This window comes from Sulfitobacter sp. (assembly GCF_036960155.1).
Lineage (GTDB): Bacteria > Pseudomonadota > Alphaproteobacteria > Rhodobacterales > Rhodobacteraceae > Sulfitobacter.
In genome coordinates this window covers 41180-54349 of the sequence record NZ_JBALWB010000003.1, presented here as the reverse complement: position 1 = coordinate 54349, position 13170 = coordinate 41180, and the positions used below count along the sequence as shown (strand labels likewise).

The 13170-nt window shown below is 54.9% G+C and carries 10 protein-coding genes; 5 read left to right on the top strand and 5 right to left on the bottom strand.

The features are described 5' to 3' along the window. The first annotated feature begins 65 nt into the window (after window positions 1-65). Window positions 66-1106: an NADP-dependent oxidoreductase gene (locus tag V7775_RS10280; protein ID WP_335751809.1), complete on the top strand. Its 1041-nt coding sequence runs from the start codon at window positions 66-68 to the stop codon at window positions 1104-1106. Window positions 1107-1155: 49 nt separating this feature from the next. Here V7775_RS10280 and V7775_RS10275 read toward each other — a convergent pair whose 3' ends face one another. Beyond that, window positions 1156-2061 carry a LysR family transcriptional regulator gene (locus V7775_RS10275; RefSeq protein WP_335751808.1) on the bottom strand — a complete coding sequence of 302 codons (906 nt, stop codon included), beginning with the start codon at window positions 2059-2061 and terminating at the stop codon, window positions 1156-1158. Window positions 2062-2153: 92 nt separating this feature from the next. Between V7775_RS10275 and metF the strand changes: the two genes are divergently transcribed. Beyond that, a complete protein-coding gene (metF, locus tag V7775_RS10270; RefSeq protein WP_335751807.1) occupies window positions 2154-3020 on the top strand; it encodes a methylenetetrahydrofolate reductase [NAD(P)H] in 867 nt (288 codons plus the stop codon). Between the two features lie 63 nt (window positions 3021-3083). After that, on the top strand, window positions 3084-3566 hold the full coding sequence (locus V7775_RS10265; RefSeq protein ID WP_335751806.1) for a PaaI family thioesterase: 483 nt from the start codon (window positions 3084-3086) through the stop codon (window positions 3564-3566). A 33-nt stretch (window positions 3567-3599) separates the two neighbouring features. Here V7775_RS10265 and V7775_RS10260 read toward each other — a convergent pair whose 3' ends face one another. The 3 genes from V7775_RS10260 to V7775_RS10250 all read right to left on the bottom strand — a co-directional run bounded on the left by V7775_RS10260 (window position 3600) and on the right by V7775_RS10250 (window position 8657). Further along, on the bottom strand, window positions 3600-4679 hold the full coding sequence (locus V7775_RS10260; RefSeq protein WP_443070109.1) for a DUF2235 domain-containing protein: 1080 nt from the start codon (window positions 4677-4679) through the stop codon (window positions 3600-3602). Continuing rightward, entirely contained in the window at window positions 4660-6954 is a 2295-nt protein-coding gene (locus V7775_RS10255) for a xanthine dehydrogenase family protein molybdopterin-binding subunit (protein ID WP_335751804.1), read from the bottom strand. The genes V7775_RS10260 and V7775_RS10255 overlap by 20 nt, the downstream gene beginning before the upstream one ends. A 77-nt stretch (window positions 6955-7031) precedes the next feature. Then, entirely contained in the window at window positions 7032-8657 is a 1626-nt protein-coding gene (locus V7775_RS10250; RefSeq protein ID WP_335751803.1) for a hypothetical protein, read from the bottom strand. A 164-nt stretch (window positions 8658-8821) separates the two neighbouring features. On the opposite strand from V7775_RS10250, the gene V7775_RS10245 reads away from it, so the two are divergent. Together V7775_RS10245 and V7775_RS10240 are read left to right on the top strand one after the other, a co-directional pair. Continuing rightward, complete coding sequence (locus V7775_RS10245; RefSeq protein WP_335751802.1) at window positions 8822-11986, top strand: valine--tRNA ligase; 3165 nt, start codon at window positions 8822-8824, stop codon at window positions 11984-11986. Between the two features lie 9 nt (window positions 11987-11995). Next, window positions 11996-12325 (top strand): DnaJ family domain-containing protein, encoded by a 330-nt coding sequence (locus V7775_RS10240; RefSeq protein WP_335751801.1) that lies wholly within the window; start codon window positions 11996-11998, stop codon window positions 12323-12325. Between the two features lie 34 nt (window positions 12326-12359). On the opposite strand, the gene V7775_RS10235 is transcribed toward V7775_RS10240, so the two are convergent. Beyond that, the gene (locus V7775_RS10235; RefSeq protein ID WP_335751800.1) at window positions 12360-13148 is read right to left on the bottom strand and encodes a crotonase/enoyl-CoA hydratase family protein; all 789 of its coding nucleotides are present in this window, start codon (window positions 13146-13148) and stop codon (window positions 12360-12362) included. Window positions 13149-13170 lie beyond the last annotated feature (22 nt).

Genomic DNA, 13170 nt, shown 5'->3' with positions numbered 1-13170 from the left:
CGCAGCGTGTTGCTTGTGCCCAATTTTGACTAGGTTACCGTTACGGCAAATCTGTGGAGGATATTATGACTGAAATGATGAAACAAATCGCACTGGCAAGCCGTCCAGACGGCGCGCCAACACCTGCAAACTTCCGCCTCGAAGAATTGCCTGTTCCAACACCTGCCGCTGGCGAAGTGTTGGTCCGCGTCCATTACATGTCACTTGACCCCTATATGCGTGGTCGCATGGACGATTCAAAATCCTATGCGGCATCCCTTCAGGTAGGCGGCAAAATGGAAGGCGGCTCAGTTGGTGAAATCATCGCCTCCAATGCCGAAGGTTTTGAAGTGGGTGAGTTTGTGATGGGCGGCTTTGGCTGGGCGACGCACGCCGCGGTCCCTGCTGTTGGCCTAGCAAAGGTTGATCCTAACGCCGCGCCGATCACCTATTCATTAGGTGTCCTTGGCATGCCCGGCTTTACGGGTTGGTTTGGCTTGATGGAATACGGCAAACCCAAATCTGGCGAGACACTTGTTGTTGCTGCGGCCACTGGCCCTGTTGGTTCAATGGTTGGTCAAATCGCCAAGTCATTGGGCCTGCGCGTGATTGGCATCGCTGGCGGTCCGGAAAAGTGCAAAATGGCCGTTGAACATTTTGGCTTTGACGAATGCATTGACCACTACGCCTACGCCACAGCATCCGAATTGAACGAAGCCCTCCAAGCGGCTTGCCCCAAAGGCATCGACATCTATTTCGAAAACGTTGGCGGCAAGGTTCTTGAAGCTGTCCTGCCTTTGATGAACCAATACGGCCGCATCCCGATTTGCGGCATGATCGCATGGTACAATGCGGGCGGCCTTGGCGCAGATGCATCACAAAAAGGGCTGACAGGTCCAAAACTGTGGCGCACAATCCTTGTGAACTTCCTTAGTGTAAATGGCTTTATCATTTCTAATCACTGGGATCGTTTGGGGGAATTCCACAAAACGGTTGGCCCAATGATCGCGAATGGTTCGGTTGCGGTCCAAGAGGACATCACCGAAGGCCTTGAGAATGCACCAGACGCCTTCATCAAACTGCTGACAGGCGGCAACACTGGCAAAGCCATGGTAAAAGTCATCTAAATCTCACGTCTCGCGGCGTGTTAATCGCGGCGCGAGACATCTTCTGCTTTTAAACAGACTGCAACTTGCGTGCTTCCTGTCCGGCCAAAGCCAGTAACTTTTGCATAAACGGCTTTTCGCGATCCTCAGTCCGGATCGCAGCATAAAGCCTGCGTGTGATCCCGTTTTTCGTCAACGGCCGCGTGACGTAATCTGACGAATATTTCACCTCGCGCACCACCCAATCCGGCAGCACCGAAATACCTCGGTTCGACGCAACCAACAGCAATATCACAGCCGTGAGTTCGACTTGCCGGATTGAGGCCGGCTCTACTTTAGCAGGGATCAAAAGCTGGCTGAAAACATCCAGACGCGACCGTTCTACCGGATAGGTGATCAACGTCTGGCCGCGAAAATCTTCAGCTTCGACATAGGGTTTCTGCGCCAAGGGATGTGTGCTGGCCGCAACAAAAACTGCATTGTAATCAAATAGCTCGATGAAATCGACGCCTGTTATTTCCTCAGGATCGGACGACACAACCAGATCAACCTCTTGGCGTAAAAGTGCGGGCAGTGCATCAAACGCAAGCCCGGGGCGGATATCGACGTCCACCTCGCCAAACGAGCGGCGGAATTGCTCAAGCACGGGAAACAGCCATTCAAAACAGGCGTGGCACTCGATCGCGATGTGCATACGGCCTGCGCTGCCGTCGCGCAGCCCGCTGAATTCATCCTGAAGCGCGGCCACCTGCGGCAGGACCTGCTCAGCCAGTTTCAACAAACGTTGACCCGCAGGGGACAGTTTCAACGGCTTGGAACGGCGCACAAAGAGCTCAACCCCCGCCTGATCTTCTAGGCCCTTCACCTGATGGCTCAGCGCGCTTTGTGTGATGTTCATCATCTCAGCCGCACGCGCCAACCCACCCGCATTGTGGATCGCCTGAATGGTGCGCAAATGACGGAACTCAATATGCATATGAGTCAAACCTCATGTTAAAGATGAAAGTTATGAATTTGTCTCACATCGCAGGTTATGCGACAAGGGACGAAATAAAAAGGAAGCCTACCATGACCCTCCCTGCCGTTTCGTTCGAAGTATTCCCGCCGAAGACCGTCGATGCATCGTTCAAACTCTGGGATACGTCACAGGCACTGGCCCCTCTAGAGCCACGATTTTTCTCGGTAACTTACGGCGCGGGCGGTACTACACGCGACCTGACCCATGACGCGGCCCTTGTTTTGCACCAAACCTCAAAACTGCCTGTTTCCGCACATCTTACGTGTGTGGGTGCTAGCGTTAAGGAAACGATGGAGGTTGCAGAAAAATTTCATGCTGCGGGCATTACCGACATCGTAGCATTGCGCGGCGATCCACAGCAGGGCGATGACCGTTTCATACCCCACCCCGAAGGGTTTGCGAACTCAGTTGAGTTGATCGAAGCCTTAGCCTTGCAAGAAAAGTTCACCATCCGCGTGGGTGCCTACCCCGAATCTCATCCAGATTCGGCAAGCCAGCATGCCAACATCCAGTACCTCAAACGCAAGTTTGATGCGGGTGCGGATGAGGCAATCACACAGTTCTTCTTTGAGACTGACAGTTTCTTGCGTTTCAGAGATCAATGCGCCGCTGCGGGTATCACCAAACCCATCGTGCCGGGCATTCTGCCGATCACCAACTGGACATCAGCGCGCAAGTTCGCAGTACGCTGCGGCACAACAATTCCCGCATGGATGGATGAAGCCTACCGCGCAGCAGAGCGTGATGGGCGCACTGATCTGCTCTCCACATCTTTGTGTACCGAAATGTGCAGTGAATTGGTGTCTGAAGGTGTTGATGCGTTGCATTTCTACACCCTTAACCGCCCCGAGCTGACACGCGATGTCTGCCGCGCATTGGGTGTCACACCACAATCGGAACTTTCCAACGTGGCGTAACGGCTTGCACCGGTGTTCACTCCGGTTCTAGGTTGCCTTTAAACCCAATCCGGAGCGACACTAATGCCACGCCTTGCCACCTCCCCCGAAGACCTTTTGAGCAAATCCGAAGCGCTGTCGCTGTCGGGCCTCGAATTCATGCAGAAAATTCTGGATGGCACAAACCCAGGTCCACCGATCGGCGGCACAATGGGCTATACGCTGCATTCCGTTGAAGAGGGCAAGTGCGTGTTCAGGGGCGCGCCTGAGTTCAATGTGACCAACCCCATGGGCACAGTACACGGTGGCTGGTACGGCACGCTGCTGGATAGTGCTATGGCTTGCGCAGTAATGACATGCGTGCCAAAGGGATCGATCTATACAACGTTGGAATATAAGATAAATATACTACGATCCATTCCACTGGGCATGCAAATTGACTGCACCGGAACGGTAGATCACGTCGGACGTTCAACGGGCGTATCACACGGCGAGATCCGAGGTGTCGAAGACGGCAAACTATATGCGACAGGTTCGACAACTTGCATCGTGATGAAAATCGCCTGAGATAACGATCACTCCAACGGCCATATCTATGGTTCAGAGTTCAGCATAAGCCTCTGCCCGTGCGACGCTTTTCTCTTCAGCGGCGGGCGCAATACTATCGTGCACCCGTTCTGAGGGATCCAGACCCACGATACGCTTGCGTCGTGTGACAAACATTTTACCCCATCCCGCCCATGTTCCCATGGAAGGTGCGGTCACGTCCTGCTCAAACCTTTCGCGCCAGCCGAACGGCAAAGGGAGCCCTGATGCTTCGGCCCGGTCCAAGATCCAAACCAGCGGGATGTTGGACAATGGGCGCGTCACATCACGTCCGCCCAGCTGCCCACCCACATCTCCGTGGCTGCCGCGAAACCAGACCTGTTCAATCTGGTCCGGCCGCGAAGGATCAGTTTCCCAAAGAACAGGGCGATAAACCACCCGCGTTTCATCGTGGGCCAGCGCATGATAGCCACGCTTCACACTCGCGCCCAGCGCGTGATTGTGAAACGAATGGCGTGCTATGCTAAGGCGCCACAAAATGGGCGCATTGATCCCCAAAGATTTCACAGTGTCCCATGCGCCAATCATTTCAATCGGCACTTGGGGTCTGCAATGTGCATCCGTAAAGGCCTTGGTCGTCGCGCTCTCAGTCTCACATTCGTACAAACGGTACGCCTGACGGATGTTGCGCTCTGTCGCGTGCTCGCGATGCAAAAGCCCAACACGTTCGATGATCCCCGCCAGCGAGCGCACCGCATAGGCGCCGCGCGAATAGCCCATCAGGAAAACTCGATCTCCTTCGCGGTACCGAGAGGCCAAATACCCATAAGCGCGCCGTATTTGGCGATTGATCCCGCGTCCCTCCGCAATATCACGGATCGAGCGCCAATCGTGCCATTGCAAGCCGGGTTCGTAATAGATCGATACTTGGCTGCCCATTTCCTGAACCAGCCGATACGCTAGACCAGCATTGGTTTCACACCCGTTTTTGAGTGTCGACATGGTGCCGTCCAGAATAATTAGGTGGGTCTGCTGCCCGCGCACAGGCCCAAAATCCCTGTCTGGCCGCCTCCAGAGGCGACCAAAAAGCCGTTTAAGTAACGGGGTGTTTGATTTAGCCGGCGATAGACCCACCTTGCAGCAACTCCCAGACTTTGTGAGGCGTAAATGGCATATCTGCCTGCCTCACTCCTTTTTCCCACAACGCATCCTGAACCGCATTTGAAACAGCCGCGAGTGCGCCAACAGTACCTGCTTCACCGCATCCCTTCATACCCATGACATTAGCTGTGGAGGGTACAGGCTCACTGGTGAACGAAATATTAGGAACATCCAACGCACGTGGCATTGCGTAGTCCATAAACGATGCCGTGAGCAATTGACCGTCCTCATCATAGACAACCTGCTCATGCAGGGCCTGTCCCAGACCTTGGATCACGCCACCATGCACCTGCCCCTCAGCGAGCAAGGGATTGATAAGGTTTCCAAAATCGTCAACGACAGTATAGCGATCCACAGTTGAAATGCCTGTTTCAGGATCGATCACAACTTCACACACATGCGCGCCATTGGGGAAACTGCGCCCATCTAGCGTCGCGCGTTCGTGATGGCTCAAGAGGTCATCACGACCCTTTTCGCGCGCCATCTCTGCAACTTCCAGCATCGTCGGCGTCAGGTTTGATCCCTCTGCGCGGAAACGCTCATCATCAAAGCTGATCTCAGTTGCGGGCACACCCATCTCATCTGCCAAAAAGGCAGTGAACTCTTCTTTGATCTTGCTGACGGTTGCCAAGGTTGCGTTGTTTTGCGTTGTGACAGAACGTGAGCCACCCGTGCCGCCGCCCTGCGCAATCAAATCGCTGTCCCCTTGAATGACGTAAATAGCATCCATCGGAATCCCTGTCTGATCGCTCAGGAACTTGGCATAGACCGTCTCATGTCCCTGCCCGCCTGATTGCGTCCCAACAAGGATCTCCGCAGTTCCGTTTTCAAGAAAGTTTACCTTTGCACCTTCGCTTGGATCGCCAAGGATACTCTCGATATAGTAACAAATTCCCTGCCCCCGCAGCAGGCCTTTGGCCTCATCTGCAACGCGGCGTGCAGTGAACCCTGCGGCGTCTGCTTCCACTTCGACGCGCGTCAGTACTTTGTTGAATTCGCCCACATCATAGGTTTCGCCCGTGGATGCCGCATAGGGGAACTGCTCGGGTTTGATGAAATTAATCCGGCGCAGCTCCCATGGGTCTATCCCAAGTTCACGCGCCGCGCGGTCCATAACCCGTTCAAGTACATAGATCGCCTCGGGCCGACCCGCCCCCCTGTAGGCATCCACCTGCACTGTGTTTGTATAGTAGCCTTCAACCTGCAACCACGTCTTCTGAATGTCATAGACACCCGGCAATACCCGCGAAAACAGCGTGGTTTGAATGTGTTGCGCAAACTGGCTGTTATATGCGCCCAGATTACATTTGGAGTGGACGCGGTAGGCGGTGATCTTGTTGTTTTCGTCAAATGCCAGTTCCGCAACTGACACCAGATCACGTCCGCCATTGTCGCTCAGCATGGCTTCGGTACGTTCTGACATCCAGCGCACAGGCATATCTAAAACGCGAGCCGCATGACTGATCAGGAAATATTCGGGATAGGCCATCGACTTCATGCCGAAGGCACCGCCAGTGTCAGGATTGGTCACACGTACATTGGCCTCTTCCAAACCAAACGCTTTGACCAAATTCGCCTTGTGGCCCCAAACGCCCTGCCCGTTGTTTGCGACATGCAGACGCGTACCGTCCCATTCCGCATAACAGCCGCGTGGTTCAATTGAATTCACAATGATCCGATTGTCGGTCACTTCCAAGGACACCGTCTTGGCCGCCTCTTTGAACGCGGCATCCGTGGCGTCTTCGTCTCCCATTCCCCAGTCAAAGGCGCAATTGTCTTTGGCTTCGGCGTGCAGCATTTCGCCGCCCCGCTCGATCGAGATTTTGGCAGGCAGTTCATCCACGTCAAACATAATCAGCTCAGCAGCATCGCGCGCCTGCTCAAATGTATCTGCCACAATCATCGCAACAGGCTCACCCACAAAACGAACGCGCCCCTTGGCCAGCATTGGTCGCAAGGGCGCTGCTCCGTCTGTTCCATCGCGGTTTTTTACCGTCGCACTTGGGATGGCGATATCAACACCCGCCGCTTCCAGATCAGCACAGGTGAACGCCAAACGAACGCCCTCAGCCTCAGCAGCTTCGCTGATGTCCAGCTCGGTGATCACACCGTGCGCGTTGGGTGAACGGAATACAAAAGCGTGAAGCGCACCGTCAGGCGTGATGTCATCTACATACCGACCGTTACCAGTCAGAAACCGCACATCCTCAACCCGCCTAATTGGTTGGCTTTTGCCGAACTTTTCCAAATACGTTCTCCCTGAACTTCGCTGAATACCTTACGTGGAAACTTAGCGGCCCAGAATGGCTTGTCCAGAGCAGGAGTTTAATTCAGACGTACCGTAAGTGATCCAAAATCAGTCATAACAGGTACTTCTACGGGCTGCTCAAAATGTAAATTGGCCACGTCGCTGTTTAGCGCCACGTCGCAGACGCCACGTTTTTCCGCATCGACGTAATACACTTCCATTGCCTCAGCTGTGCCGTCCTCATCGGGCCGGGTTGCACGCGTCAGGCCTGCCACCTCGATCATCAAACGGTCCACACGAATAAGAGGGCACAGCAAATCGACATCCCTATCAACATTTTGCAGTGAAACCATCCATCCCTGCGCATCGGCAGGGTCCGCCATAACGGCATCAAACCCCATCAATTGCCTTGCTTTACTGGCCCGCATCGCAGCGAGGTACTGATATCCGTTCCGACCGTAATAGACTGCGTTGACATAATAGTCGTCAAACGCTGTCAGATTATATCCTTTGGGTCCATCCTTGCTGGCATGGCGTTCAGAGAGCTCCGCCAGAGCGACCCATTGATCCCCATCATAAGGCGCGATGAATACCCGCCGTTTAGCATATTCAATTTTCACCTCGGCAGAAATATCGCTGGGCACTGGCCTCATTGAATGCCCTGTTTCATTCTTTGTCGCAATCATGCTGCCCCGCTCAAGCAGATCAAGTGCCTCTAGGTTCATTGGGTCATTCACCAACGTTCGCCGTGCTTCAGCCTTTGCATGGTCCAGCACCACATACTCCATCAAGTTATAGCCAAACGGATAGGCGATATAGATGTCAAATTTCTGCGCATCCGAGACCTCAGTGAACTCGTCATTTTGCATATATGTGTGGATTTTAGCAGCCGTTTCCTTTGTCGACGGCAACGTATTTATCCACACCAAGTACTGGAAATAGTCAAAATCAGGGACATTGCCCTGCTCCAGCAACACAGCCATCCGTTCTGGCCAATCATCGTACACCTCGAGGTACGCCATAAGATCCATCATGCAATACCGCCCAACGTCATAGGTCTCGCCCACAACAAGTGCCGCAAGTTCACTGCACAAATACTCACCCACTTCTGGTGTACCACCATACCCGCGCCGAACCAGATCAAACCCAGACCTGATGGTCCCATAATTTGGACGTTGTTCCATCACCTCCAGCAGCACCTCGATCGCATGATCCTTAGAGCCGCCAGTATTTGCCAATTTGATCACCATATCTGACGCCGCAAGCAGATCAGGGTTCGCGTAGTAAGCCTCAAACGCAAGTGCATTGGCATCGCGATGCATTGAATAGTGTTCCTCAAACGCACGCGGATGAGTGTCTCGCGCGTATCTGGACCCTCGCACAATCCACCCAATGTGAAAAAGGCTCACGGCGCGCGCTGTCTGGGCGTAGGCAGAGTTAGGCATTTCACGTAGCCAATCGCCGCTAAAGGCCAGCACATCAGGATGGGTTGTTTTAAACAACTCGTAAGGCGCGCGGGAGTCCGATGCATGGACCGCCCCGCTCAGGAAAGCTGCCTGATGCTGCACCAAGGCAGCCTCAACACCTTCAACGTCGCCCGCCAACACCAATGGTCGAAGGGTATCCACCGTCAATGCCTGCGCTTGCGCGCTCGTGAATCCAAATAGTACCAGCGCAATCACCGCCACAAACGTCCGCATCATATCCGTTGCCTTATTATTTATCCGTTCATTCAATTTATACGTGTAAAAATGGCATTCAATCGACAGCAATGCGGCCACTTCACGCCGCCCGCGCGTGGCCCTTTCCCTCATCCCCTTCCTAAGTTACATCAAACCAACAAATTCATGAGACGGGAGCCGCAATCATGGCACTGGAAAAAAACTTCGACGCAAAAGAAGCCGAGGCACGCCTCTACGCCGCTTGGGAACAAGCAGGCGCATTCAAAGCGGGTGCAAACGCCAGCCGCGATGAGACGTATTGCGTCATGATCCCGCCTCCCAATGTGAACGGCTCCTTGCACGTGGGTCACGCGTTTAACAACACGCTTCAGGATATCCTGACACGCTGGCACCGCATGCGCGGCTTTGACACGCTTTGGCAGCCCGGTCAGGACCACGCGGGCATTGCCCTGCAATTGGCTGTTGAGAACAAGCTGGCGGAAAGCGGTATCAAACGCACGGATCTGTCGCGCGAAGAATTCCTCACACACGCTTGGACCTACAAAGAGGGCACCGCGGACACCATCGTGGGCCAGCTAAAGCGCCTTGGGTCGTCCTGTGATTGGTCGCGCAATGCCTTTACCATGTCCGGCGCGCCGGGTGACACGCGTGTCGGCCACGAGAACTCGCCCAACTTCCACGACGCCGTGATCAAAGTCTTTGTGCAGATGTACAACGAGGGCAAAATTTATCGCGGCAAACGTCTGGTCAATTGGGACCCGCGTTTTGAAACTGCGATCTCTGATCTTGAGGTGGAAAACACCGAAGTTCCGGGTCACATGTGGCACTTCAAATACCCGCTCGCGGGTGGCGCCACCTATGAATACGTCGAGAAAGACGAAGACGGCAACGAAACCCTGCGCGAGACCCGCGACTATATCTCAATCGCGACAACGCGCCCTGAAACCATGCTGGGTGACGGCGCAGTTGCGGTTCACCCAACGGATGAGCGTTATGCGTCAATCGTTGGGAAATTATGTGAAATTCCGGTGGGCCCAAAAGAACTACGCCGCCTGATCCCGATCATCACAGATGAATATCCCGATAAGGATTTCGGCTCTGGTGCGGTGAAGATCACCGGCGCGCATGACTTTAACGACTACCAAGTTGCCAAGCGTGGCGGCATCCCCATGTACAACCTCATGGACACCAAAGCGGCGATGCGCGCGGACGGCAAACCATACGCCGAAGAGGCCGCAATCGCCCAAAAAATCTCGAACGGCGAACAGGATTTCGACGAGGCGATGATCGCCGCGATGAACCTTGTACCCGATGAGTACCGTGGCCTTGATCGCTTTGACGCCCGTGACAAAGTGGTGGCTGATATCACCGCTGAAGGCCTTGCCGTGATGGTTGAGGCTACCCGCACAGTGAAGGACGAAGACGGCAACAAGTCAGAAGTCACAGAAACTGTTCCCTACGTTGAAAACAAACCGATCATGCAGCCGTTTGGCGACCGCTCAAAAGTAGTGATCGAGCCGATGCTGACCGATCAATGGTTTGTGGACACTGACCAAATCGTCGGCCCTGCCCTTGATGCGGTGCGCAACGGCGACGTGAAAATCATGCCCGAGAGTGGTGAGAAAGTGTACTATAACTGGCTCGATAACATCGAACCTTGGTGCATCTCGCGGCAGTTGTGGTGGGGACACCAGATACCAGTTTGGTATGGTTTGGACCTACAAAGTGCTGGCTTCGTTGATGACGAAGGCGATGGTACCCTTGATCTTGTAGAAATCACGCGCTTGTTGGCAGACCAATCCTTGCCTGAAGGCAAGGATCATCTGCAATGTGCCGCAGATTTCGAATCCGTAACAAAGGGTTTCAACGACTTTACAGCTGGATTGCCTACACCGCTCAATCATGCCCGCATTATCGATGTCACCTCACGCGCTGAAGCGATGCAAGTGCTGGCGGAGAGCTTAGGGAAATACTCCTTTTCCCAAGATCCAACTGAAATAGTTTACCCTGTCTGGCGCGACCCCGACGTCCTAGACACGTGGTTCTCCTCCGGACTCTGGCCTATCGGGACACTCGGCTGGACGGGCGATGATGCGGTTGACGCGCAGAACGACGCGCTCAACAAATACTTCCCCACCTCTGATCTGATCACAGGTCAGGACATCCTGTTCTTCTGGGTTGCGCGCATGATGATGATGCAGCTTGATACAACGGGAAAAGTGCCGTTCGACACGGTTTACCTCCACGGCCTCGTGCGCGATGCCAAGGGTAAGAAGATGTCAAAATCCGTGGGCAATGTCATCGATCCGCTGGAAATCATCGACGCTTACGGCGCGGACGCGCTGCGCTTTACCAATGCGGCCATGGCCTCCCTTGGTGGCGCGCTCAAGATGGAAGAAACTCGGATTGCGGGCTATCGCAATTTCGGCACCAAAATCTGGAACGCTCATCGCTTCGCCGAAATGAACCACGTGTTCAGCGACACCCAAGCCGTCATGCCCACACCCAACGCGACCCTAAACAAATGGATCGTCGGCGAAACGGCACGTGTGCGCGAAGAAGTTGACGCAGCGCTAGAAACCTACCGCTTTAACGATGCGGCCAGTGCGCTGTATGCGTTTGTCTGGGGCAAAGTCTGTGACTGGTACGTCGAGCTGTCCAAGCCCCTGCTGCAAGACGACGATGGCAAAGGACCACAGGCGACAGAAACCCGCGAAACTATGGCGTGGGTGCTGGATCAATGCTTGATCCTGCTGCACCCTATCATGCCCTTCATCACCGAAGAACTATGGGGCGAAACCGCTACGCGCACCAAACAGCTGGTCCATGCCGATTGGCCGACCTACACCACGGCTGAGCTGCTCAACAGCGATGCCGACCGTGAGCTGAACTGGGTCATCGGGCTGATCGAAAACATCCGCTCCGCGCGCGCGCAGATGCACGTGCCTGCGGGTCTAAAGGTGCCGATGATCGTGACAGGTATGGACGCCGCAGCGCAGGCCGCATGGGACAACAATGAGACCATGATCAAACGCCTTGCGCGCGTTGAAACCTTGGAAAAGGCCGATACGTTCCCGAAAGGCACGGTTGCCATCAGCGCACCGGGTGCAACATTTGGCCTGCCGCTAGAGGGGCTCATCGACCTTGACGAAGAAAAGGCCCGTTTGCAAAAGTCACTGGATAAGCTGGCCAAGGAAATGGGTGGCCTCAAGGGGCGGCTGAACAACCCCAAATTCGCCGCCTCCGCCCCTCCCGAGGTGGTTGCTGAAGCCCAAGCTAATCTGGCGGCCCGTCAGGAAGAAACCGACCAGCTACAGGCCGCGATGGACCGTTTGGCGGAAATCGGATAGGATCAGGACATGCGCAGTTTTGCCCGCCTCATTGAATCCCAGATCGCCAAGGCACGTGCCGCGGGTCTGCTCACGGATCTCAAGGGGGAGGGCAAACCGCTGCCTGAGCAAGCAATCGAGACGGGCGAGCAAGCCGCCCTCTCAACCGGAATGCGGATCATGGCGGAAGCGGGCGTTGTGCCCGAAGAATTTGCCGTCAAGAAAGAGCTGGATGCCGCGCGCAAGGTCTACAGCAGCCTCACTACTGAGGAATCCCGCGGACAGCAGATGGCCAAGATCAGCAGCCTTGAGCTGCGCTATAACATCGCCGTTGAGGCACGCCGCAAGTTTCTACGCTAACCTGCGGCGCTTCCTAATCACAGTCTGTTGGGCCTTATTTAAAGACCGCTGGCCGCTTGCCAAATGTCGCCGCAATGACTTCCATCTGATGCGGTTTACCCAGCAGATCAACCTGCTCACGCGATTCAGCGTCTAGCACTGCTTTTGCATCCTCGGTCTCTGCCACGCCAATCAAACGCTTCGCTGCGCGGATGGCCGACGGGCTCTTCCCCGCGATGGTTTCAGCCAGCTTTTGTGCCGCTGCCATTGGATCATCCGCGATTTCGGTCACGATGCCCCAACGCTCGGCTTGTTCAGCGCTGATCGGTTCGGCCGTATAGGTCATGCGGCGCAGCACATCCGTGCGCACCAGCTTTGGCAGCAGAACCATGCCGCCCATGTCGGGCACGATGCCCCACTTCATCTCCATCACTGCAAATTTCGCATCTGGTGAGGCAATGCGAATGTCAGCGCCCAGCGCCAACTGAATGCCCGCACCGTAACAGGCGCCGTGCACCGCTGCGATCACAGGGATATCCATGCGCGACCAGACCATTGCCACTTCTTGCCATTGGTTTGTTGTGCCTTCGCCGTGGGTGCGCGGCATCAACAATTCTGCCGGGTCTTTTCCGATCATGCCAGACAGGCCAGAGATGTCGATGCCTGCGCAAAACGCTTTACCTTCACCCGAGATAATCACCGCGCGCGCGTCAGAGGCTGCGACCTCATTCCCTGCTGCAATGATCGCTGTGATCATGTCTTGATCAACGGCGTTCATCTTATCTGCCCGTGTCAGGCGAACATGGGCGATGTGGTTTTCATAGGTAACTGAGACGCGGGACATAAGCTTTCCTCCGGTATGTTTG

Excerpts from the sequence above, each read along its gene's own strand:
- V7775_RS10280 (WP_335751809.1), top strand. The coding sequence starts at position 66 with ATGACTGAAATGATGAAACAAATCGCACTGGCAAGCCGTCCAGACGGC.
- V7775_RS10275 (WP_335751808.1), bottom strand. The coding sequence starts at position 2,061 with ATGCATATTGAGTTCCGTCATTTGCGCACCATTCAGGCGATCCACAAT.
- metF (WP_335751807.1), top strand. The coding sequence starts at position 2,154 with ATGACCCTCCCTGCCGTTTCGTTCGAAGTATTCCCGCCGAAGACCGTC.
- V7775_RS10265 (WP_335751806.1), top strand. The coding sequence starts at position 3,084 with ATGCCACGCCTTGCCACCTCCCCCGAAGACCTTTTGAGCAAATCCGAA.
- V7775_RS10250 (WP_335751803.1), bottom strand. The coding sequence starts at position 8,657 with ATGATGCGGACGTTTGTGGCGGTGATTGCGCTGGTACTATTTGGATTC.
- V7775_RS10245 (WP_335751802.1), top strand. The coding sequence starts at position 8,822 with ATGGCACTGGAAAAAAACTTCGACGCAAAAGAAGCCGAGGCACGCCTC.
- V7775_RS10240 (WP_335751801.1), top strand. The coding sequence starts at position 11,996 with ATGCGCAGTTTTGCCCGCCTCATTGAATCCCAGATCGCCAAGGCACGT.
- V7775_RS10235 (WP_335751800.1), bottom strand. The coding sequence starts at position 13,148 with ATGTCCCGCGTCTCAGTTACCTATGAAAACCACATCGCCCATGTTCGC.